This window comes from Oerskovia sp. PE-21s, assembly GCF_056158145.1.
The window spans coordinates 446,322-469,286 of sequence record NZ_JBUXJM010000004.1; the positions used below are offsets into that span (position 1 = coordinate 446,322).

The following is a 22,965-nucleotide window of genomic DNA, read 5'->3' on the forward strand; positions in this document are numbered from 1 at the left end:
CCCTCAGCTCTCGGTGCTCTGTGCGGGCGTGGCGGCCGGGCTCGCGGCGCTCTCGAGGATCGCGGCGAGGCCCAGGCCACCGGCCGCGCAGATCGAGATGAGCGCGCGGGCCGGGCGGCCCGTCTCGCGCGCCTTGTCGGCCACGAGCTTCGCGGCCGTCGCGACGATGCGCCCGCCGGTCGCGGCGAACGGGTGACCTGCGGCGAGCGACGACCCGTGGACGTTGAGACGAGACCTGTCGATCGAGCCGAACGCACCGTCGAGCCCGAGCTCGGTGCGGCAGTAGTCGTCGTCCTCCCATGCGGCCAGCGTGGTCAGGACGGTCGAGGCGAAGGCCTCGTGGATCTCGTAGAAGTCGAAGTCCTGAAGCGCCAGGCCGTTGCGGGCGAGCAGGCGGGGGACCGCGTGCGCAGGGGCCATGAGCAGCCCCTCGTGGCCGTGCACGAAGTCGACCGCGGCGGACTCGGCGTCGACCACGCGGGCGAGGACGGGCAGGTCGTGCTCGGCCGCCCACTCGCGCGACCCGAGCAGGACGACCGAGGCGCCGTCGGTCAGGGGGGTCGAGTTGCCGGCGGTCATGGTAGGCAGGGCGGGGCCCGCCGACGCGCCAGCGGACCCTCCGGCCGCCGCCCCGTGCGTGGGCGCGCTCGGCGTGAGGTGCTTGCCGAAGACCGGCTTGAGCGACGCGAGCTTCTCGGCGGACGAGTCGGCGCGCATGTTCTGGTCCTGCGTCAGGCCGCGGAACGGGGTCACGAGGTCGTCGAAGAACCCTGCCTTCCAGGCGGCGGCGAGGTTCAGGTGGCTGTTCAGGGCGACCTCGTCCTGCGCCTCGCGGCTGATGCCCCAGGCTGCGGTCGTGATCGCCTGGTGCTCGCCCATCGACAGGCCCGTCCGGGGCTCGCCCGTGCTGGGCGTCGACGGCGCCAGGTCGCCCGGGCGCACGGCGGCGAAGGCCTTGAGGCGAGCGCCCAGGGTCTTGGCGTGGCTGGCCTTGAGGAGCGCCTTGCGCAGTCCCTCGCTCACGGCGATGGGCGCGTCGGACACGGTGTCCGAGCCGCCCGCGACCCCCGACTCGATCTGGCCGAGGCGGATCTTGTTGGACACGGTCACGACGGCCTCGAGGCCCGTCGCGCACGCCTGCTGGAGGTCGAACGCGGGGGTCTGCGGCGAGAGCGAGGAGCCGAGGACGGACTCGCGGACAAGGTTGAAGTCGCGCGAGTGCTTGAGCACGGCACCGCCGACGACCTCGCCCAGCCGCTCGCCCTGGAGCCCGTAGCGCGCGACGAGGCCTTCGAGGGCGGCCGTGAACATGTCCTGGTTGCTGGCTCCCGTGTACTTGCCGCCCGCGCGGGCGAACGGGATGCGGTTGCCGCCCAGGACGTAGGCGTCGCGGAGGGCGGGAGTGCGCCCGGGCTGCTCGACGTGCTGCGCGTCCGGCCGCTCGTCGGTTCCGGGGGTGGTGGTCTGGGGTGTCTTCGGGGTGGCCACTTCGCCTGCTCTCTCTCGCGTCGTTGCTGAGGGTGGGGACCGCGGGCGCGATCCACGCGGTGTCCAAGACCCACAGTACCTGATACTCTCGGTACCGTGAGGTGGGTCACACCCCTCGCTCCCTGCGCCCCGGCGGCACCCGCCTCGAGGGGCGCCGCCCGGCCGGCCACTCGCGGACCGCCGGACGGACGACCAGGGACGACACCGACGTCGGGCACCACTGGAGGACTGCGTGATCAACGGCGACACGAACGGACGAGCCGGGAGACCCCGCACTGCCGTGCTCTCTCGCGACCCCGGACGCACCCCGCCCCCCGCCCCCGTGACCGACGGCCGCTCGACCCGCTGGGACGACCACCGAGCGATCCGTCGCGCCGAGCTCGTGCACGCGGCCCGCAAGGCCGTCCACAAGGGCGGTCCCGGGGTCTCCATGGACGAGATCGCGGCGGCCTCGGGCACGTCCAAGTCGATCATCTACCGCTACTTCGAGGACAAGACGGGGCTGCAGATCGCGATCGGCGCCTCGGTCGTCGGGCAGATGCACGATGCCCTGACCCAGGCCGCGGAGTCCGCCGAGACCCCGCGCCGCGCGCTGCGCGCCATGGTCGGCGTCTACCTCGAGATGATCGCGAGCTCGCCCAACGTCTACTACTTCGTGACCCGCACGGGCGCGATCGCAGGGACCGACGGCACGGCCCGCACCGCCTCCGCGCCCCTCGCGGCGTTCCTCGACTCCGTGACCCAGCTCGTCGCCCAGCCCTTCACGCGGGCGACCGACGTGAGCCCCGCCGACGCCGCTGCGTGGGCCGCGGGCGCCGTCGGGTTCGTGCGCGGGGCCGGCGAGTGGTGGCTCGGGAACCACGACGGGCCCGACGCCCCCGACCGCGACGAGCTCACCGAGCGCGTCGCCGCCTGGCTGTGGGGCGGGCCCGTCGGGGTCATGGCCCGCGGTCGGGGCGCGGCACCGGCTGCGGACGACACCGCCACCCCCTCGACCGACGACCTCTGAACCTCTCTCATGGCTACCACCGGCACACAGGAGTCCCGATGACCACCACCTCAGACCGCACCACCGCCCGCGACACCCGCGGCGACGGCGCAGCCGCCTCCACGTCGATCCCCGCCGCGGGCGTCACACCCTCGATGCCTGCGGGCGAGGTCCGCATCGACGTGGCCGACCTCTCCCACCAGCTCCTGGGACGTTGGGCGGACCTGCGGGCCAAGGCTCGCGCGACCGCCGGCGAGGAGCGCTTCCACCGCATCGAGGGGCTCTCGCTCACCGAGCACCGCGAGCGCGTCATGGACCAGGTCAAGCAGCTCGTCGAGATCGGGCAGGTGCACCGCGGGTTCCCCACGCGGCTCGGCGGGCAGGACGACGCGGGCGGCAACCTGGCCGGGTTCGAGGAGCTCGTCGCCGCCGACCCCTCGCTCCAGATCAAGGCGGGCGTCCAGTGGGGTCTGTTCGCGTCGGCGATCCTGCACCTCGGCACGCCCGAGCAGCAGGACCGCCTGCTGCCGGGGGCGATGGACGCCTCCGTCCCCGGCGCGTTCGCCATGACCGAGACGGGTCACGGCTCGGACGTCGCCTCGATCGCGACGACCGCGACGTACGACGTCGCGACGCAGGAGTTCGTCGTCCACACCCCGTTCCGTGGGGCGTGGAAGGACTACCTGGGCAACGCGGCCGTCAACGGGACCGCGGCGGTCATCTTCGCGCAGCTCGTGACGAACGGCGTCAACCACGGCGTCCACGCGTTCTACGCGCCCATCCGGGAGACCGCTGCTGACGGAGGGGCCGGTGCTTTTCTGCCCGGCGTCGGCGGGGAGGACGACGGGCTCAAGGGCGGGCTCAACGGGATCGACAACGGGCGCCTGCACTTCACGCACGTCCGCGTCCCGCGCGAGAACCTCCTGGCCCGCTACGGCCAGGTCGCCGAGGACGGCACGTACACCTCGCCGATCGACAGCCCCGGGCGCCGCTTCTTCACGATGCTCGGCTCGCTCGTCCAGGGGCGCGTCTCGCTCGACGGGGCCGCGATCACCGCGTCGAAGCTGGGCCTCGCGACCGCGGTGACCTACGGCAACCAGCGCCGCCAGTTCAACGGTGCGTCGGCCGTCGACGAGGTCGTCCTCCTCGACTACGGCACCCACCAGCGCCGTCTCCTCCCGCGCATCGCGCAGACCTACGCGATGCACTTCGCGCACGACCGCCTGCTCGACCTGTTCGACACCGTGTTCTCGGGGGAGAACGACACCCCCGAGTCGCGCGAGGACCTCGAGACCATGGCGGCCTCGCTCAAGCCGATGAGCACGTGGTTCGCTCTCGACACGCTCCAGGAGGCGCGCGAAGCCTGTGGCGGCGCCGGGTTCCTCACCGAGAACCGGCTCACGAGCCTGCGCGCCGACCTGGACGTCTACGTCACGTTCGAGGGGGACAACACGGTCCTGCTCCAGCTCGTCGCGAAGCGGCTCCTGGCCGACTACGGCAAGGAGTTCAAGGACATCTCCCCGGGGCAGATGGCAAGGTTCGTCGTCGAGCAGGCGGCCGACGCCGCACTGCACCGCACGCCGCTCAAGCGCGCCGCGCAGACCATCGCGGACGTGGGCGACCCGCGCCGCGCCGTCGGGCACCTCAAGGACGTCGGCAACCAGCGCGACCTGCTGACCGACCGGGTCGAGACCATGGTCGCCGACGTCGCCGCGGCCCTGCGCCCGGCCCAGAAGGCCACGCCCGAGAAGGCCGCCGAGCTCTTCAACGAGCACCAGCACGAGCTCATCGAGATGGCGAGGGCGCACGCCGACCTGCTGCACTGGGAGGCCTTCACGCAGGCCCTCGACACGATCGAGGACGCGGGCACGCGCCAGGTCCTCACGTGGGTGCGCGACCTGTTCGGGCTCACGACCATCGAGCGCAACCTCGCGTGGTACCTCATCAACGGGCGCCTGTCGGCGCAGCGTGCGCGCACCGTCAGCGGGTACGTCGACCGCCTCGTCGCCCGCCTGCGCCCGCACGCCCAGGACCTCGTCGACGCCTGGGGCTACGGCCCCGAGCACCTGCGCGCCAAGATCGCGTCGGGGGCCGAGCAGGTCCGTCAGGACGAGGCCCGCGAGTACTACCGGCAGCTGCGCGCGAGCGGCGACGAGCCGGTGAGCGAGAAGTCGATCAAGGCGCGCGAGAAGGCCGCGGCGAAGGTGGCACGCGGCGGGTCGAAGGTCGCCAGGCGCTGACGCCGTTTCGGCGCCGAGTATGCGGTGCCGTCTCGGTGCCGAGCATGCGGTTGGCGTCGGAATCGCGGTGATTCCGGACGACAACCGCATGGTCGAGCAACGACAACCGCATGTTCGGCCCGGCTACGGGCGCACGAACGACCTCGGACCGACGGCGGAGCGGTACCGCCACCGAGGGAACCCTGGACCCGCCCGCCCGACCTGACGACCACCAGCCGTCAGGTCGGGCCGGCGGGTCCCGTCGTGCGTCCGTGGGTCCGTGGGGCCGGTCGCTCGGACCGTCGCGGTCCCGGCGCGTCGTCCGTCGTCGGCCCGACGGCGAGTCCCCGGCATTGCTGTTGACGCACCTCGCGGACTTCGCCAGGCTGCACCGATGGCACCCGACCCCGTCCCCGACGCACCCGTCCCCGACGCCCCTGCGTCGGCAGGCTCGACCCCCGCACGCCCGACGCGCACCGAGCTCTGGCCGCCGTCCGGCCTGCGCGTCGTCTCGGGGGATCTCGAGCTGCGTCACCTCGACGAGGACCTCCTGTACCGGCTCGCCGTGGTCGGCGGTGAGGGCATCCACGACGAGGGGTTCATGCCCTTCATGTTCCCGTGGTCGCGCGGTTCGGCGGTCGAGGTCGGCCGCAGCATCCTGGCCTACCAGTGGGGCGCGGCGTCGCGGATCGCGCCCGCGTCCTGGGCGATCGAGCTGGCCGTGGTCCGCGACGGCGAGGTGCTGGGCGTGCAGGCCCTCACGGCGTCGGACTTCGTCGTGACACGTACCGCGGAGTCGGGCTCGTGGCTGGGGCGTCGGCACCAGGGGGCCGGCGTCGGCACGCTCGCGCGGCTCATGATCCTCGAGCTCCTCTTCGCGGGGTTCGACGCCCGGACGGCCACGACGTCCGCCTGGGAGGACAACGGCCCCTCGAACGGCGTCACGCGCAAGCTCGGCTACCGGCCCAACGGCACCGCGACGCTCGCCCGCGAGGGCAAGGCGGCGGCCGACGTCCGGTACCGCCTCGACCGCGAGGACTGGGACGCGCGCCCGGAGGCGCTGCGGCCCGAGGTGACGCTCCGCGGCGTCGGACCGGTCAGGGAGATGCTGGGCCTCGACTGAGCGACCATGCGGTTGCTGTCGGTCGAGCATGCGGTTGGCGTCCGGATCCGGCCGATTCTCGACGCCAACCGCATGTTCGGCACGGAGAGGGGGCGGGGTCCGCCGGGGCTAGGGCGTGGGGTTGCAGCGGGCGGCGGCCGTCGCCAGGAACCCGACGTCCGGGCGCCACGGCTCCAGGTTCCACGTCTTCTTGTCGGTCGCGCCCAGGGCGTGGCAGTCGAACTGGTCGCGCATGGTCGTCGAGGCGGCCTCGGGCTCGCTCGCGACGAGCTGCGCCCAGGCGGTCGCCTCGCCCACGATGCCCGACTGCCGCGCCCACGGCGTCGGGTCGACCGCGAGCGAGCGTCCGCCCTCGCGGTTCCCCCAGGTCGCGCTGCGCACGCCCTGCGCGCCGAGCCACGTGGTCACGGTCCAGCCGTTCCCCGGACCGGCAGCGTCGCCCGTCGCGCTCCCGGTGCCCGACGGCGTCGCCCCCCGGGCCTTCAGGTGCACCTCCGCGCGGGTCGGCGCCACGACCACGACTCCTGCACGGCCCGCAGGTCCGGACGCCTCCGTCACCTCCGGCGCCGACAGGCCGCCGACCGGGGTGCCCGCGGCGTCGTGGACCGTGATGCTGCCGTCGCTGTTGCGCACCAGGGAGCCGTCGGCGGGGGAGACGAGGTCGAGCGTCGCGGGCACCGCGGTGCGCACTGCGTCGGTGCCGTCGGTGCTGTCGGTGGGGCCGGTGGGGCCGGCCGGGGTGCTCCCCGACGAGGCGACAGTCGCCGCCTCGTCCGAGGGCAGCACGAACGCGACGCGGCCCGACCCGTCCTCGTCCGGGGTGACCGTGACGGCCTCGCCCCCGGCGCCGGCCTCGTCGGCCGCCCCGAGCGGCACCGTCAGCACGAGCTCGATCCCGTCGGTCGAGAGTGCCCGCGTCACGGTCGCCCGCTCGGGTGACGGTGCCGTCGAGGGTTCCCCCGACGCGGCCCCCTCGGAAGCCGCGGACGTGGGCGGGACGGGAGCGGCGCCGTCGGGCGGGGAACATCCAGCCAGCAAGGCGGCCACGACGACTCCCACCACGGCGAGGGTGGAGCGGGGGCGGCGAACGACGGGAGTCACCGTGCGAGGCTATCGCCGCTCGTCGAGGGGGCAGCACCCCACCGCCCACGTGCCCGGGAACCGTCCGCCGCACGCGTTCCTGGACGCCCGACCCCACCGCTCCCGACCGCCGGTAAACTGGCCGCACCTGTGCAGCCCCGTGCCGGTCGCCTCCTCGATGACTCGCTCGTCGAAACGCGCCGGCTGGCACGCCACCCCGAGGGATTCGATGACCGCCCCCAGCAACGCCCCGACGCCCGCCGCAGCGACCTCCGAGCACCGGCCGCACCTCGACACGGTCGAGCGCGCAGCCGCCACCCCCGACGAGGCGCAGCCCTTCGCGGAGCTCGGCCTCAAGCCGGACGAGTACCAGCGCATCCGCGACATCCTCGGGCGACGCCCCACGGCCGCCGAGCTCGCGATGTACTCCGTCATGTGGTCGGAGCACTGCTCGTACAAGTCGTCCAAGGTGCACCTGAGCACGTTCGGCAAGAAGACGACCGACGAGATGAAGAAGCACCTCCTGGTCGGCATCGGCGAGAACGCGGGCGTCGTCGACATCGGTGACGGCTGGGCCGTGACGTTCAAGGTCGAGTCCCACAACCACCCGAGCTTCGTCGAGCCCTACCAGGGCGCCGCGACGGGCGTCGGCGGGATCGTCCGCGACATCATCTCGATGGGTGCACGCCCCGTGGCCGTCATGGACCAGCTGCGCTTCGGCGCGGTCGACCACCCGGACACCGCGCGCGTGGTGCACGGCGTCGTGTCGGGCGTCGGCGGCTACGGCAACTCCCTCGGCCTGCCGAACATCGGCGGCGAGCTCGTGTTCGACTCCTCGTACCAGGGCAACCCGCTCGTCAACGCGCTGTGCATCGGCGTGCTGCGCCACGAGGACATCCACCTCGCCAACGCCTCGGGCGTCGGCAACAAGGTCGTCCTGTTCGGTGCCCGCACGGGCGGCGACGGCATCGGTGGCGCCTCGATCCTCGCGTCCGAGACGTTCGAGGACGGCGTCCCCGCCAAGCGCCCCTCGGTCCAGGTGGGCGACCCCTTCATGGAGAAGGTCCTCATCGAGTGCTGCCTCGAGCTCTACGCGGCGCGCGTCGTCGAGGGTATCCAGGACCTCGGTGCGGCCGGCATCTCGTGCGCCACCTCGGAGCTCGCGTCCAACGGTGACGGCGGCATGCACGTCGAGCTCGACTCGGTCCTGCTGCGCGACCCGTCGCTCAACGCGGGCGAGATCCTCATGTCGGAGTCGCAGGAGCGCATGATGGCGGTCGTCGCTCCCGACAAGCTCGACGAGTTCCTCGCCATCACGAGCAAGTGGGACGTCGAGACGTCCGTCATCGGCGAGGTCACCGGCACCGGTCGCCTCACGATCGACCACCAGGGCGAGCGCATCGTGGACGTGGACCCCAAGTCCGTGGCGCACGAGGGCCCCACCTACCACCGCCCCTACGCGCGCCCCACGTGGATGGACGGCCTCAACGCGGACACCGTGGTTGCTGCCGCGCTGGCACGTCCCGAGACCGCCGACGAGCTCCGCGCGACCGCGCTGCGCCTGCTCGGCTCGCCCAACCTCGCGTCGAAGGAGTGGGTCACCAACCAGTACGACCGCTTCGTCCAGGGCAACACGGCCCTCGCCCAGCCCGACGACGGCGGCGTCATCCGCGTCGACGAGACCACGGGCCTCGGGGTCGCCCTCGCGACCGACGCCAACGGCCGCTACGCCAAGCTCGACCCGCGCACGGGCGCCCAGCTCGCGCTCGCCGAGGCGTACCGCAACGTCGCCACGACCGGCGCCCGCCCGCTCGCCATCACCGACTGCCTCAACTTCGGCTCCCCCGAGGACCCCGACTCCATGTGGCAGCTCGTCGAGGCCATCGAAGGCCTGGCCGACGCGTGCCAGACCCTCGGCGTCCCCGTCACGGGCGGCAACGTCTCGCTCTACAACGGCACGGGCGAGCCCGGGCAGATCGACTCCTCGATCCACCCGACGCCCGTCGTCGGCGTCCTCGGCGTGCTCGACGACGTCGCGCACGCCACCGGGTCCGGCTGGCGCGAGGCCGGGGAAGCGATCTACCTCCTCGGCACGACCCGCCCCGAGCTCGACGGCTCCGCCTGGGCCGACGTCGTCCACCAGCACCTCGGTGGCGTGCCCCCGCAGGTCGACCTCGCGGCCGAGCGCGCACTGGCCGGGGTGCTCGTCAACGCGAGCCGCGACGACCTGGTCTCCGCCGCGCACGACCTCTCCGAGGGCGGCCTGGTCCAGGGCCTCCTCGAGGCGTCGCTGCGCTTCGGGACCGGCGCCAAGGTCTCGATCGACGCCCTCGCGGCGCGCGACGGCGTGACCCCGTTCGAGGCCCTGTTCTCCGAGTCCACGGCCCGTGCGCTCGTCGCCGTGCCGCGCGGCGAGGAGACCAAGCTGGTCGACGCGTGCGTCGCGCGCGGCGTGCCCGTCCTCAAGATCGGCGAGACCGGCACCGAGCCCGCCGAGGTCAGCGAGACCGGGGAGTCGCTCGAGATCGAGGGCATCTTCACGATCCCGCTGAGCGAGGCCGACCAGGTGTTCCGCGCGACCCTGCCCGGGATCTTCGGCTAGTCGTCAGGTCGCCGACGGGGCGGGGCGCGCGAGGTCTTCCTCGGGCGCCCCGCCCCGTCGGCGTTCGCGAGAGGCGGCCAGCCGGGGTCTGGAACCGTCCCGGACCCCAGCTGGCCGCATCTCGCGGACGTCGTCGCCTGCGTTCACAGGATCCCTCCGCGCGCTGCACCGGGTCTGCCCGTCGCCCGGGACCGACCGGCCCGGAACCGCCCGAACCGGTCGATAGGGTCGCTGCATGACAGGGGACAGCAGCGCCGCGGGGACCAGCGACGACGGTGGCCGCGCGCCCGGCCCCGAGGCCGCCGTCGCCCACGCACCCGCACCCGCTACCCCGCCCGACGGCGCCCCCGCCCCGGCGAGCCGACGTCGCCCGGGTGGGCGCGCCGTCGGGCTGGTGCTGTGGGTCCTGGGCGGGGTGGTCCTGGCCATGACGCTCGTGCGCGCCGTCCCGTACGACGGCGTCACGCCCCTCGCGCAGGTCGTCGGCGTCACGCCGTGGGTCGTCCCGCTCGCGCTGCTGGTCGCCGCGTCGGCCCTGGCCCTGCGGCGCCGGCTGCTCGCGACCCTGTGCGGGGTCGCGCTCGCGGCGCAGGTCGTGTGGGTCGCCCCGTTCTTCGTGCCGGATCCCGGCGTCGACGGCATCGACGCGGGTGCCCAGGGGACGCTGCGGGTCCTGACGGTCAACGCGTACTTCGGGCAGGCGGACGCCGACGCCGTGGTGCGGATGGTCCACGAGCAGGACGCGGACGTGCTCGCGGTCGTCGAGCTCACGGCCGACTTCCACGACCGGCTCGAGGCCGCGGGGATCGAGGCGGCCATGCCGCACCACGTCGACGCCAACGTGGGCACGGGCTCGCCCGGGAGCGGCCTGTGGAGCCGGACCGCGCTGACCGACCCCGACACCACCGAGTGGAGCACGTTCGCCATGCCCGCAGCCACGGTCGACGTGGACGGCACGCCCGTGCGCGTGACCGCGGTCCACCCCGTCCCGCCGCTGCCCGAGATCACGGGCGTGTGGCACCAGGAGATGGCCGACCTCGCCCGGCGCGCGCACGACGAGCCCTGGCCCAGGTGCTGCTGGGCGACTTCAACGCGACGTACGACCACGCGTCGTTCCGCGCCGTCCTGGGCGACCGATTCCGCGACGCGACGCGCACGGCAGGGCACGGCCTGAACCTGTCGTGGCCCGTGGGGGAGCGGGTCCCGACGTTCCTCGACCTCGACCACGTCGTGGTCGACGCGGGCATGCGAGTCGACGACGTCGACTCGCTCGTCGTTCCCGGCTCCGACCACCGGGCGCTCGCGGTCACCGTGCAGGTCGCCCGGTGAGCGTCGCCGCGCCGACGACCACCGATCACCTGACGATCCTGGCGACCGTGCAGGTCAGGCCCTAGGTTGGTGGCATGAGCGACGACGACACCGCCACCACGTACGAGGCTCGGCTGCGCGACCTCCTCGAGCACCGCATGGAGTCGGGCCGCGTCCTGGCCGAGCGGGCCGAGCAGGTCGCGGCCGCCAAGGCGACGCTCGAGGAGGCCGAGCGCGAGTACGCGACGGCGTTCTCCGACGCGCTCGCCGCCGGCTGGACCGAGGCCGAGCTGCGCAAGGTCTTCAAGTCCCTCGGCGTCGCGGTGCCGACGCGCCCGCGCCGCAGCAGGAGCACGGGCGTCAAGGCGCAGCCGCCGGTGCCCAAGCCGCCCGTCGTGACGGCGCTGGCCCGCCGCCACGACGACACCGAGGTCATCGACGTCATCACGGCCTGAGCGCCGCGTCGCCGCCGGCGCTCACGGACGTTCTCGGCCCCGTCAGGACCACCTGAAAGCCCCGGAAAACACCCGCCGAACCCCTGGTTCGACGGGCCCTCAGGTGGGATGATGATATCGGTGTCTTCGCAGGTCAGAGCATAGTGCTCTCGGGGGCGCCTGAGGCGGAGGCCCGTCATGAACCGTTCCATCCAGACCGAGAACGACGTCGCGCGACTGCTCGACGCCCTCTACGCCGAGGCCACCGAGCGGTGGGCCGCTCGCGGCGCCGACGCCTGGCACGGCAGCGCAGCCTGGTGGGACACCTTCTACACCGACCGGGACCGTGACGTCCCGTTCTTCCGTGACGCCCCCGAGGAGAGCCTCGTCGCCTGGCACGGGGAAGGTCTTCTGCCGATCGGCCCGGGCACGCGTGTGCTCGAGCTCGGGTGCGGACCGGGGCGCAACGCGATCTGGTTCGCCCAGCAGGGTGCGACCGTCGACGCGCTGGACCTCTCCGGGACGGCCGTGAGCTGGGCGCAGGAGCGGGCATCCTCCGCCGGTGTGGACGTCCGCTTCGTGTGCGCGGACATGTTCGACTGGCCCGCCGAGGAGACGTACGACGTCGTCTTCGACAGCGGGTGCTTCCACCACCTCCCGCCGCACCGTCGGATCGGCTACCGCAGGCTCGTCGAGTCCTGGCTCCGTGACGGCGGATCCTTCGGACTGACCTGTTTCGCCGCCGCGGGGGACGGGGTCGCCGCGATGGGGTCCGAGGTCGACGACGTCGAGCTCTACCGCAGCGGGGCGCTCGCCGGCGGGCTCGCGTACGGCGCGGACGACCTCCGTGCCCTCTTCGACGGGTTCACCGAGATCGAGCTGCGCCGGCTCGCACCGCAGGCCGCCGGTTCGTCGCTGTTCGGCGAGTCCTTCCTGTGGGGCGGGCTGTTCCGGTCCTGACGAGCGTCACGCCTCCCGGAACCCCGATCCCCGCTCGGCGAGCTCCTCGCCCAGGATGTGGATCGCCCGGGGCCCGACCCCGTGGATCGCGAGCAGCTCCTTGGCGGTCGCGCGCGTGAGGTCCTCGTAGCGCGTGTACCCGTGGTGGGCGAGCTCGCGGGTCGCGACCTTGCCGATGCGCGGCGTGAGGTCGCTGGGCGGGACGGCGGCGCGGTCGTCGGTCATGGCGTGGTCCTCTCGGTCGGCCCGCGAGGGGGCGTGGACACCCAGCATCACCGAGGGACGGTCTCGCTCGCGACCCCGGTCACGTCTTCCGCCCCCGGCACGGTCACCGCCACGGGCTCCATCTCCACCGCCACCGCCACCGGCCGCGGCCACGGCGCCCACACGGGCACGTACCGCCAGAACACGGCACCACCCGCGACCGACGTCGCGCCGACGACGAGCGCGGCGGCCCCCAGCGGCGCGACGAGGGCGGTGCCCGCGACGACGAGCGGACCCGCGAACGCCCCCGCGTCGTGCAGGAGCCGCCACGCCCCGAAGAACTCGGCACGCTGCGCGGGCGGCGCGACGTCGGCGCCGAGCGTCATGATGACGCCGTTGCTCAGCCCGTTCCCGAACCCGAGCACCAGGGCCACCACCGCCAGGGACGCGACGCCGCCCGCCCACGGCAGCGCGAGGTAGCCCGCAGCGAGGACTGCGAGCGACGGGACGGCGAGGGCGCGCCGACCGAACCGGTCCATGAGGTACCCCGCGGGGATCGACACGAGCACGTCGAGCGCGGCGCTGGCCCCGAAGACCAGGCTCGTCGTCGCGGCGTCGACCCCCAGGAGGTCGGCCCACAGCGGCAGGACCACGGTGCGGGCCGTGCGCGAGAGCCCCATGAGGGCGGCGCCGAGGCCGAGCGTGCGCAGCAGCCGGCGGTGCTCGACGAGCACGCGCCACAGCCCCGCCTCCCGGGCGACCACGTCGCCCGGCGCGCCGGGTGCACGGGGCGAGCGTCCGACGTCGGGCACGCGGCCCATGAGGACCGCCGTGGCGCACACCGCGACGAGCTGCACCGCGAACCCGCCGCGCGTCCCGACGGCCAGGATCGCGGCCGCCCCGAGGATGGGACCGACGAAGAAGCCGACCCGCATCATGGCCGCGACGCTCGACATGACGCGAGCGCGGCGCGCGAACGGCACGGCCTCGGCGAGGTACGTCTGGCGGGCGAGGCCCCACACGGCTTGCGAGAGGCCCGCGAGGAACACGCCGACCGCGAGCGAGACGACCGACCACGAGACCAGGCAGAGCGCGACCCCGCCCACGGCCAGCACGCTCGCCCCGACGATCGAGCGCCGTTCCCCGAACCGCGAGACGAGCCGCCCCGCGGGCAGGTCGCCGACCAGCTGACCGAGCCCGGCGAGCGCGACCACCAGGCCCGCGACACCCAGCGACGCGCCGTGCTCGCGCGCGGCGAGCGCGACGACCGGTGCGGCCGCGCCCTGGGCGACGCCCCAGACGCCGGCGGGGACGTGGACGGTCCACGCCAGCCGGACCGGCGGGGAGCCCGTGCCCGCGCTCACGCCAGGACCGGCTCCGTGGTCCGGGCCCCCTCCTGCCCGACGGCGCCGCTCGCCTCGTCCGTACGGTCCGCCTCGGGGAGCGCGTCGGCCGCGCGCGTCGCGTACCGGCTCTCGGGGCGCGCGAGGCCGAGGTGGTCGCGCAGCGTCGTGCCCTCGTACTCCGTACGGAACAGGCCGCGCTCGCGCAGGATCGGCACGACGTGGTCGGCGAAGTCGTCCAGGCCACCCGGCAGGTAGGGCGGCATGACGTTGAAGCCGTCGGCGGCGCCCTGCGTGAACCACTCCTCGATCGTGTCGGCGACCTGCTCGGGCGTGCCCGCGACGACCCGGTGGCCGCGCGCCCCCGCGAGGCGGTGGAGCAGCCCGCGAACAGTGGGCTGCTCACGCTCGACGATGCCCGCGACGACCTGGAGGCGGCTGCGCGAGTTGTCGGTCACGTCGCCCGCGTCCGCGAACAGCTCGGTCGGTACGGGGCCGTCGAGCTGCGCGTGATCGAGGCGGACGCCCGTGAGCTTCTCGAGCTGGCGCAGCCCGTACTCGGGGACCGTGAGCTCGTTGAACTCGCGCTCCAGTGCCTTGGCCTCGTCCTCGGTCGCGGCGATGAACGGGCTGATGCCCGGGAGGATCTTGACGGCGTCGCGCGAGCGGCCCAGCGCCTCGGCCCCGGCCTTGATGTCGGCGTAGAAGGCCTGCGCGTCGGACAGCCGCTGGTGCGCCGTGAAGATCGCCTCGGCGTAGCGGCTCGCGAACGCGCGCCCCTCGTTCGACGCGCCCGCCTGGACCAGGACCGGGTGGCCCTGCGGCGAGCGGGCCGCGTTGAAGGCGCCCTCGACGCGCAGGTGCTCGCCGCGGAAGGCCGCGTCGTGGATCTTCGCGGGGTCGGCGTAACGGCCCGACGCGCGGTCGATCAGCACCGCGTCGTCCTCCCAGCTGTCCCAGAGCCGGGTGGTGACCTCGACGAACTCGGCGGCGCGCGCGTACCGCTCGACGTGGTCCGGGTGGGAGTCGAGGCCGAAGTTGCGGGCCGCGTCCTCGCTCGCCGTCGTGACGATGTTCCACCCGGCGCGACCGTTGCTCAGGTGGTCGAGCGTCGAGAAGAGCCGCGCCAGGTTGTACGGGTCGTAGAACGTGGTCGACGCGGTCGCGATCAGGCCGATCCGCGTCGTCGCAGCAGCGATCGACGCGAGCGTCAGGATCGGCTCGAGCCGGCCCACGCTGTTGAACTCGACGCCGTCGTGCAGGACGGGGCCGTCCGCGAAGAAGACGGCGTCGAACCTCGCGGCCTCGGCCGTGCGGGCGAGCTCGGTGTAGAAGTCGGCCGTGAAGATGCGCTCGGGCTGGGTGTCCGGGTGGCGCCAGGCCGCCTCGTGGTGGCCTGCGGGGTGGATGAACAGGTTCAGGCTGAGCTGGCGGGGCTGCTGGGTCATGGTGCGTCCTCGGGTCGTGGGTCGGGTCGTGGGATGGGGCGGGAGACGGTTCGTGCGGGGGCTGGGTCGCTCACGGGCGAACCGCTCACGTGGTGCGCCAGCGCGAGAAGTGCCGTTCGAGGCTCACGAGCACGGCGTTGATCGAGACCCCGACGAGCGAGATCGCGATGATCCCGGCGTACATGTTCGTGATCTGGAAGTTGAACTGCGCGTAGGTGATGAGGTAGCCGAGACCGGCCTTGGCGCCGACCATCTCGGCCGCGATGAGCACGAGGATCGAGCTCGTCCCGGCCATGCGGATGCCCGTGAAGATCGTCGGGACGGCGGCCGGCAGCACGACCTTCTGGAACAGCCGGACGGGAGGCAGCCCGAGAGACCGAGCCGACTTCACGAGCAGCGGGTCCACGGTCCGGACCCCGGCGATCGTGTTGAGGAGGATCGGGAAGAAGCACGCGTAGACGACGAGCGTGATCTTCGACGTCTCGCCGATCCCCAGGATCAGGATGAACACGGGCAGGAGCGCCAGGGCCGCGGTGTTGCGGAACAGCTCGAGGAACGGGCCGAGGAACTGGGCGACGCTCGCCCACCAGCCGATCGCGATACCCAGCGGGATCGCGAGCAGGACCGCGATCGCGAATCCCGTGCCCGCCCGCGTCAGGCTCGTCCCGACGTGCTTGCCCAGCTCGCCGCTCGTGAGCAGCTCCCAGAAGGACTCGAGCACCGCGCTGAGCGGGGGCAGGAAGACCTTGTCGACCAGCCCGAGGCGCGGCGCGACCTCCCAGATCACCAGGAAGAGCACGATCGCGGCCGAGGCCCGCAGGACACGGACCCCCACGCCCCGCAGGCGAGCACCGACGGACGGCGTCGGGTCCTGGTCGGCCGTGAGCACCTGGCGGCGTCCGAGCGTGGGCGGGTCGGCGAACGCGACGGTGTCCTGCGCAGGGCGGGCCAGGGCCTCGCCCCGCGCGGGGGCGTGCGGGGTCACGGTGCTAGACATGGGCGTCCTCCTTTGCGTGGAGCGCGCTCCACACCTCGTGCCGGTACCGGCCGAAGCGCGCCGACGAGCGGACGTCGTCGTGCTCGTCGTCGTCCCCTGGACCGGCGGCCCCCGCGAGGTCGACGTCGATCACGGTCTGCAACCGGCCCGGGCGGGGGGTCATGACCGCGACGCGCTGCCCCAGGTACACCGACTCCTCGATGCCGTGCGTGATGAAGACGATCGTCTTGCCCGTCGCGCGCCAGATGCGCAGCAGCTCGTCCTGGAGGGACTCGCGCGTCTGGGCGTCGAGGGCCGCGAAGGGCTCGTCCATGAGGAGCACCTCGGGGTCGAACGCGAGGCTGCGCGCGATCGCGACGCGCTGCTTCATGCCGCCCGAGAGCTCGTGCGGGTACCGGTCCGCGAAGGCCGTGAGGCCCACGAGGTCGAGGTACTCGTCGGCGACGCGGGCCCGTGCGGCCCGCGCGACGCCCTTGGCCTCCAGCCCGAGCTCGACGTTCGCGCGGGCCGTGCGCCAGGGGAGCAGCGCGTACTGCTGGAACACCACGCCCCGGTCGAGGCCCGGCCCCGTGACGGGCGAGTCGTCGAGCAGGATGCGGCCCGACGTCGGCTCGGTGAGCCCGCCGAGCAGGTCCAGCAGCGTCGACTTGCCGCAGCCCGAGGGCCCGACGACCGTCAGGAACTCGCCCGCGCGGACGTCGAGCGTGAAGTCCTCGACGGCCGTGAACCGCTTGCGTGCCCCGCGGCCCGCGGCCGCGTCGCGCACGATGAACTCCTTGTGCACGTGCTCGAGGCGGAGCTTGGGGGTCGAGCCCGGGAAGTCCGCCGCCTCCGGGGAACCCGTCGCGCTGGGCCGGGTCGCCGTGACCGCCGCCGTGCCGCTCATGGCGCGACCTCGACGGGCTCGCCGTCGGGGCCCGCGTCCTTCGCGTAGGTCCCGTTCGCGTAGGGGTTGTACTCGTTGGTGTAGATGTCCTCGGGGGAGAACTGGCCCTTCTCGAGCTCGCCCTCGCGCACGAGCCAGTCGATCCACGTCGAGATCTCCTCCTCGGCGATTACGCCTCCCGGGACCGTGATGCTCGCGGACTTCCAGTAGGGGACCAGCTCGGTGTTCTCGCCGCGCCCGCGCCCCTCGATGATCGAGGTGTACCGCGCGCGGACCTCCTCGACCGGGGTGACCTGCGTCCAGCGGATCGCGCGCGCCGTGCCCTGCACGAAGTCCTCGACGACCTCGGGGTTCTTCTCGATGTACTCGTCGCGCAGGATGTACGTCCCGTAGGAGAAGTTCCCGTAGAGCGACGTCTCGCTGAAGAGCTGCGTGATCCCGCCGCGCTCCAGGGCCTTGTCCTGGAAGACGCGCGAGAGCCCGACGACGTCGACCTGCCCCTCGCGCAGCACCTGCTCCGCGTTCACGGGCGGCACGACGACGAGCTCGACCTGGTCGATCTCCTCGGCGCTCAGCCCGCCGCGCGAGAGCCACTCGCGGATGAGGAACTCGCTCTGCGCGCCCAGCGTGTTGACGCCGATCGACTTGCCGATCAGGTCTCGGGGCTCGGTGACGGGGCTGCCCTCGACCGTGTAGAAGCCGCCGTAGGACAGCTCGTCCGAGCCGTAGTAGGAGATGACGGACGTGATGGGCGAGCCCGACGCCTTGAGCTTGACGATGGCGCCGTTGAACGCACCCCCGAAGTCGGTCGAGCCTGTCGCGGCCGCCTGGATGCTCTGCGGGCCGCCCGTCGAGTCGCCGACCCACTCGAGCTCGACCTTCTCGAAGTAGCCGAGGTCCGCCGCGAGCTCGGGGAAGGTCACCTGCCCGACCGAGCCGTCGTAGCGCAGCACGGCCTTGCCGGACTCGCCGACCGTGGCCTCCTCGGCGCTCGCGGCCGAGCACGCCACGAGCGTCACGGCGAGGCCCGCGGTCAGCGCGGCCCGGACGGCGGTACGGACGGCGGTGCGGGCCGGGTGGTGGGCGTGGGGTCTGAGGGTGCGGGGCATGGGAGCTCCAGGGAGTCGGGGTAGGCGTGTCCGGCCGACGGCGGGCACGCCGGCAGCACGGTGGGAAGGGTGGTCGCTCGGTCCGCTGGCGCGCGAGGTGCACGACGGAGCGAGCGGGAGCGTGAGCGCGCGAGGAGCGCGGGGCGGGGCGTCGGCGCGAGCCGTGCCCGGGGAACGGCGGGGCTACCGACAGAGACAGCCGGCGACGAGACGCAGGTCGACGGCGCGGCGCACCACGAGGCGCACCGGTGTCCCGGGGTGCTCGTGGGCGGAGTCGTCGAAGCGCATGGCGGCGATCCTGGCGGCAGCCACCGGGACGGCACAAGGCCCTATCCGGTCTCCGAGACGATGTTTCGCCCGGTTCCTCCGGGTTAACGGCACGGGGCCGGCCCTGAGGTCAGGCCAGCGCCCTGACCGCCTCGATCGTGTCCGCCTCGTCGGCGGTCTTGTCGTCGCGGTAGCGCAGCACGCGCGCGAAGCGCAGCGCGAGCCCGCCGGGGTAGCGCGTGGACCGTTGGAGCCCGTCGAACGCGATCTCGACGACCTGCTCGGGCCGGACGTGCACGACGTAGTCGGTGCGCGAGGTCTCGAGCGCGAGGAACCGCTCGGTCTGCCAGCGCAGCATCTCGTCGGTCATGCCCTTGAACGTCTTGCCGAGCATCACGAACCCGCCCTGGTGGTCGCGTGCGCCCAGGTGGATGTTGGACAGCAGCCCCGTCCGGCGTCCCGACCCCCACTCGACCGCGAGCACCACGAGGTCGAGCGTGTGCCGCGGCTTGACCTTGACCCACCCGGCTCCGCGGCGCCCTGCCGCGTAGGGCGCGTCGAGCGACTTCACGACCACGCCCTCCTGTCCCTCGCGCACAGCCTCGGCGAAGAACTCCTCTGCCGCGCCGGGGGACGCGGTCGCCAGGCGACGGACGGTGAACGACCCGGCGACCCGGTCGAGCACGTCGAGCCGCTCGTGCAGCGGGGCGTCGATCAGGTCGTGGCCGTCGGCGTGCAGCACGTCGAAGAAGTACGGGCGGAGCGCGAGCGCCCCGGCAAGCGCGGCCTCGCTGGTCTCGCCGTCCGTGCCACCCGCACCGCCGGCGTCCCCGCCGCCCGCACCGGGGGCGTCCCGCGTGGCCGACCGGGCAGCCGTCTCCTGGAAGGGCCGGGCCACCCCGTCCGGCCCGACGACGAGCGCCTCGCCGTCCAGCACGAACCGCTCCGAGGCCAGGGAGCGCGCATCCGCGACGATCTCCGGGACGCGCGAGGTGATGTCGTCGAGCGAGCGTGTGAACACGCGCACCTCGGTGCCGTCGCGGTGGACCTGGATGCGGATGCCGTCGAGCTTCACGTCGACCGAGACCCGGTGTCCCGGGTCGTCCGCCGCGGGCGAGGCCCCGAGCTTGTCGAACGCCGCCGCCACGTCGGGGGCCGACTGCGCGAGCATGGGCCGCACGGGGCGACCCACCTCGAGGCCGAACCCGGCCAGGGCGGCGAGCGCCGCCGTCGGGCCGGGGGCTTCGAGCGCCGCGCGCGCGACCGGGCCCGTCGCCCCGCGCAGCATGACCGCGCGGCGCACCGCGTCGACCGGGACGCCCGCCGCCTCCGCGACCGCGTCCACGACCAGGGCGTCGAGCGCACCCTGGCGCAGGTCGCCCGCGACCAGGCCACGCAGGAACGACTGCTCGCGCTCGGTCGCCGCTGCGAACAGCGCCGTGGCCGCCGCGGACCGGGCGGTGTCCGAGCCGGGACCCGAGAGCGCCGCCATCTCCTCGAACGTCGCGTCGACCGCCGCGACCGTGAGCGTCGGGGAGCCGGCGGGCGGCGGCAGGGAGCGCAGCGACGCCCAGCCGAGCCCCGTGCGGCGCTGCCGCAGCTCGCCCGCGAGGTAGGACACGACGATCTCGACGTCGTCACCGGGCCCGCCTGCCTCCCCGTCCGGTGCGGCCCGGCGCAGCAGGTCGGCCAGCGCCGCGCGCTTGGCCAGGCGCGAGCGGGTGGCGGCGACGGCGTCGGACGTGGCGGCGACCTCGGCGAGCAGCATGTCTCATCCTCGCGCCACCCCGCCCGGCCCGCTCGGCCAGCCCGACGGCGGCGCCCGGCCCTGCGGACCTCCTCGCCCTCGGGCTACGCTGCCCAGGGGCGTCGACGAAGGAGTGGGACGTGGAGATCGCGGGCAAGGTCGCGCTGGTGACCGGAGGGGCCTCGGGGCTGGGGCGGGCGACGGTCGAGGAGCTGGTCGGCGCCGGGGCGCGCGTCGTGGTCGCGGACCTGCCGGGCTCGCCCGGCCAGGCGCTCGCGGACACCCTGGGCGACGCGGTCCGGTTCGTGCCCACCGACGTCACGGACGAGGACGACGTGTCCCGGGCGCTCGACGCCGCCGCGGACCTGGGCGGGCTGCACGTCGCGGTGAGCTGCGCGGGGATCGTGCTCGCGCGGCGCGTGCTCGGCAAGGGCGGCGTGCACGACCTCGCGTCGTTCCAGAAGGTCGTGACCGTGAACCTGGTCGGGACGTTCAACGTCGCGCGGCTCGCGGCCGAGCGCATGGTCGCCCTGGACGGCGACCCGCGCGACGAGCCCGAGGAGCGCGGCGTGATCGTGAACACCGCGTCGGTCGCGGCGTTCGACGGCCAGGTGGGTCAGACCGCCTACGCGGCGTCGAAGGGCGGGGTCGCGGCGATGACGCTGCCGCTCGCGCGCGACCTCGCGGACCGGCGCATCCGGGTCATGTCGATCGCGCCCGGCATCTTCAGCACGCCCATGATGGCGTCCCTGCCGCCCGAGGCCCAGGAGTCGCTCGCGGCTCAGGTGCCGCACCCGCGCAGGCTCGGCCGCCCCGAGGAGTTCGCGCGCCTGGTGCGTGCGATCGTCGAGAACCCCATGCTCAACGGCGAGGTGATCCGCCTCGACGGCGGGATCCGGATGGCCCCGCGCTGACGTCCGCTGAGTGCGGAGCAGTTGCTGTGGATCGCCGGAGATGACGACGACTACTCCGCACTCAGCGAAAGGTGGTGTCCGGTTCGGACCGGTTCCTGTCTCAATCTCTACTGATTCGGTCCAGAATGCGGACGGTTGGCCCAAGTCGTTGACACCTCCTGTGCTCGGGCATACATTCCGGGCCATCGGCAGACGCCCCGTCCGCCGCACCGCAGCACGACGACCCGAGGAGGACCCGTGGACACCAGCACCGCGCTCGTCCCCGTGACGGCGTCGTCGGCCCTCGCAGGTCGCACGTGTTGTCCCCCCGGGCGCCCCGTCGTCCCGGGCCGCGTCTGTTGTTGAGCCTGCGCTCCTCCTGACGTCTCCCGAGCCGGACCGGCTCGTCCCTGAACCGCCCCGCCCGTGAACGGGTCGCTGCGGCATGCCGATCTGCGGCGAGCCACAGCGCCACCCGCCACCGCGCCCGGCGGTCCACCCCTCTGCACCCCAGTTCTCGCGACCCGTCGCGGCCGTCCGCCGACCCCTGCGGCAGCGACCGAGCGACCCCGCACCCGACCTCCCGGAGTGGAACGACCCATGCCTGACTCGAACCTGACGCCGCTGTTCGCCCCCACCTCACAGCCCGACGAGCAGGCCGCGTCCCGGCCCGTCGAGGACGACCTCGACGCGCTCGCCGGGATCGACGACCTGCTCGACGAGCGCCCGCGCCGCTCGGTGCACCTCGGCGTCGACCTGTCCGACGCCGGCGCACGAGCGGGTGCGTGGCGGGCCGTGGGCTCGCAGTCGCCTCGCCTGTTCGACGCGCACCGGCTCCAGGAGCTCGTCGCGACCGCCGAGCGCGGCGTGCTCGACTTCGCGCTGTTCGACGACACGTTCTCGCTCCAGCCCACGCGCAACACGACGCTCCGCGGCCGGCTCGACGCGGCCCTCGTGGCCTCGCGCCTCGCGCCCCGCTCGACGGGGATCGGCCTCGTCGCGACGGTCGACACGACGCACACCGAGCCCTTCCACGTCTCCAAGGCGATCGCGACGATCGACCACGTGAGCACGGGCCGCGCCGCGTGGCAGGTGGGCTGGTCGACGACCGAGGCCGCCGCCGCGCTGTTCGGGCGCAAGGAGGCCCAGGACACCGCGGACGCGGTCGCCGAGGCCGAGGAGGCGATCGAGGTCGTGAGCCGCCTCTGGGACAGCTGGGAGGACGACGCCGAGATCCGCGACGTCCCCTCGGGGCGGTTCATCGACCGCGACAAGGTGCACTACGTCGACTACGACGGCGTCCGGTTCGCCGTGAAGGGCCCCTCGATCACACCCCGCTCGCCCCAGGCGCAGCCCCCGGTGGTGGTGCGCGGGGACTCCGCGGAGGCGCTGGCCCTCGCGGGTCGTCGCGCCGACGTCGTGCGGGTGCGGGCCACGACGCTCGACGCGGCCAAGGCGCTGCGCGACCAGGTGCGCGCCGCGGCCGCCGAGGCAGGGCGCGACCCCGACGAGCTGCGCGTCCTGGTCGACCTCTACGCCGTGATCGGACAGGACAGGGCCAGCGCCCAGGCGCGGCTCGACCTGCTCGAAGGGCTCGAGGGCGTCACGTGGGACACCGACTCGCTCACGCACGTGGGCACGGCCCGCGACCTCGCGGAGGTCGTCGAGGAGTGGTTCGAGGCGGGCGCTGCGGACGGGTTCACGATCCGCCCCTCCTCGCTCCGTACGGACCTCGACGCGCTGGTCGACGGCGTCGTGCCGCTGCTCCAGGACGCAGGCGTCTTCCGCGCCGCATACCCGGGCACGACCCTGCGGGACACCCTGGGCCTCGCCCGCCCCGCCAACCGCTACGCCGCCGCGATCGCCTGA

The 22,965-nt window shown here is 73.7% G+C and carries 19 protein-coding genes; 10 read left to right on the forward strand and 9 right to left on the reverse strand.

What is annotated here, in order from left to right; genetic code table 11:
- Positions 1–3: 3 nt before the first annotated feature.
- Entirely contained in the window at positions 4–1,488 is a 1,485-nt protein-coding gene (locus tag ACZDYF_RS10755; protein ID WP_475056392.1) for an acetyl-CoA C-acetyltransferase, read from the reverse strand.
- A 280-nt stretch (positions 1,489–1,768) separates the two neighbouring features.
- Here ACZDYF_RS10755 and ACZDYF_RS10760 point away from each other — a divergent pair, with 280 nt between their 5' ends.
- From ACZDYF_RS10760 to ACZDYF_RS10770, 3 genes are all read left to right on the forward strand, one after another.
- Complete coding sequence (locus ACZDYF_RS10760) at positions 1,769–2,497, forward strand: TetR/AcrR family transcriptional regulator (RefSeq protein WP_307823942.1); 729 nt, start codon at positions 1,769–1,771, stop codon at positions 2,495–2,497.
- Positions 2,498–2,535: 38 nt separating this feature from the next.
- A complete protein-coding gene (locus tag ACZDYF_RS10765) occupies positions 2,536–4,716 on the forward strand; it encodes an acyl-CoA dehydrogenase family protein (protein ID WP_475056396.1) in 2,181 nt (726 codons plus the stop codon).
- Between the two features lie 373 nt (positions 4,717–5,089).
- Positions 5,090–5,818: a GNAT family N-acetyltransferase gene (locus ACZDYF_RS10770; RefSeq protein WP_475056399.1), complete on the forward strand. Its 729-nt coding sequence runs from the start codon at positions 5,090–5,092 to the stop codon at positions 5,816–5,818.
- Between the two features lie 108 nt (positions 5,819–5,926).
- Here ACZDYF_RS10770 and ACZDYF_RS10775 read toward each other — a convergent pair whose 3' ends face one another.
- Entirely contained in the window at positions 5,927–6,739 is an 813-nt protein-coding gene (locus ACZDYF_RS10775) for a DUF2599 domain-containing protein (protein ID WP_475056401.1), read from the reverse strand.
- A 388-nt stretch (positions 6,740–7,127) separates the two neighbouring features.
- On the opposite strand from ACZDYF_RS10775, the gene purL reads away from it, so the two are divergent.
- The 5 genes from purL to ACZDYF_RS10800 all read left to right on the forward strand — a co-directional run bounded on the left by purL (position 7,128) and on the right by ACZDYF_RS10800 (position 12,202).
- The gene (purL, locus tag ACZDYF_RS10780) at positions 7,128–9,500 is read left to right on the forward strand and encodes a phosphoribosylformylglycinamidine synthase subunit PurL (RefSeq protein WP_191791958.1); all 2,373 of its coding nucleotides are present in this window, start codon (positions 7,128–7,130) and stop codon (positions 9,498–9,500) included.
- Positions 9,501–9,735: 235 nt separating this feature from the next.
- Positions 9,736–10,674: an endonuclease/exonuclease/phosphatase family protein gene (locus tag ACZDYF_RS10785; protein ID WP_475056406.1), complete on the forward strand. Its 939-nt coding sequence runs from the start codon at positions 9,736–9,738 to the stop codon at positions 10,672–10,674.
- 14 nt (positions 10,675–10,688) lie between these two features.
- Positions 10,689–10,829, forward strand: a complete 141-nt coding sequence (locus ACZDYF_RS10790) for a hypothetical protein (RefSeq protein ID WP_475056410.1) — start codon at positions 10,689–10,691, stop codon at positions 10,827–10,829.
- A gap of 74 nt (positions 10,830–10,903) precedes the next feature.
- On the forward strand, positions 10,904–11,263 hold the full coding sequence (locus tag ACZDYF_RS10795) for a hypothetical protein (protein WP_475056412.1): 360 nt from the start codon (positions 10,904–10,906) through the stop codon (positions 11,261–11,263).
- Positions 11,264–11,440: 177 nt separating this feature from the next.
- Positions 11,441–12,202, forward strand: coding sequence for an SAM-dependent methyltransferase (locus ACZDYF_RS10800; RefSeq protein WP_475056416.1), 762 nt, complete (start codon positions 11,441–11,443; stop codon positions 12,200–12,202).
- 6 nt (positions 12,203–12,208) lie between these two features.
- On the opposite strand, the gene ACZDYF_RS10805 is transcribed toward ACZDYF_RS10800, so the two are convergent.
- From ACZDYF_RS10805 to ACZDYF_RS10835, 7 genes are all read right to left on the reverse strand, one after another.
- Complete coding sequence (locus tag ACZDYF_RS10805) at positions 12,209–12,427, reverse strand: helix-hairpin-helix domain-containing protein (RefSeq protein ID WP_204807301.1); 219 nt, start codon at positions 12,425–12,427, stop codon at positions 12,209–12,211.
- 47 nt (positions 12,428–12,474) lie between these two features.
- Complete coding sequence (locus ACZDYF_RS10810; RefSeq protein ID WP_475056419.1) at positions 12,475–13,770, reverse strand: MFS transporter; 1,296 nt, start codon at positions 13,768–13,770, stop codon at positions 12,475–12,477.
- Positions 13,767–15,197 carry an LLM class flavin-dependent oxidoreductase gene (locus ACZDYF_RS10815; RefSeq protein ID WP_475056421.1) on the reverse strand — a complete coding sequence of 477 codons (1,431 nt, stop codon included), beginning with the start codon at positions 15,195–15,197 and terminating at the stop codon, positions 13,767–13,769. Before ACZDYF_RS10815 ends, ACZDYF_RS10810 begins: the two co-directional genes overlap by 4 nt.
- An 85-nt stretch (positions 15,198–15,282) precedes the next feature.
- Positions 15,283–16,194 (reverse strand): ABC transporter permease, encoded by a 912-nt coding sequence (locus ACZDYF_RS10820; RefSeq protein WP_475056423.1) that lies wholly within the window; start codon positions 16,192–16,194, stop codon positions 15,283–15,285.
- Entirely contained in the window at positions 16,187–17,080 is an 894-nt protein-coding gene (locus ACZDYF_RS10825) for an ABC transporter ATP-binding protein (RefSeq protein ID WP_475056425.1), read from the reverse strand. Before ACZDYF_RS10825 ends, ACZDYF_RS10820 begins: the two co-directional genes overlap by 8 nt.
- On the reverse strand, positions 17,077–18,189 hold the full coding sequence (locus ACZDYF_RS10830) for an ABC transporter substrate-binding protein (RefSeq protein WP_475056428.1): 1,113 nt from the start codon (positions 18,187–18,189) through the stop codon (positions 17,077–17,079). The genes ACZDYF_RS10825 and ACZDYF_RS10830 overlap by 4 nt, the downstream gene beginning before the upstream one ends.
- 397 nt (positions 18,190–18,586) lie before the next feature.
- On the reverse strand, positions 18,587–20,224 hold the full coding sequence (locus tag ACZDYF_RS10835) for an ATP-dependent DNA ligase (protein ID WP_475056432.1): 1,638 nt from the start codon (positions 20,222–20,224) through the stop codon (positions 18,587–18,589).
- Positions 20,225–20,343: 119 nt separating this feature from the next.
- On the opposite strand from ACZDYF_RS10835, the gene ACZDYF_RS10840 reads away from it, so the two are divergent.
- Positions 20,344–21,117, forward strand: a complete 774-nt coding sequence (locus ACZDYF_RS10840; protein WP_475056437.1) for a 3-hydroxyacyl-CoA dehydrogenase — start codon at positions 20,344–20,346, stop codon at positions 21,115–21,117.
- 579 nt (positions 21,118–21,696) lie between these two features.
- On the forward strand, positions 21,697–22,965 hold the full coding sequence (locus ACZDYF_RS10845) for an LLM class flavin-dependent oxidoreductase (protein ID WP_204807315.1): 1,269 nt from the start codon (positions 21,697–21,699) through the stop codon (positions 22,963–22,965).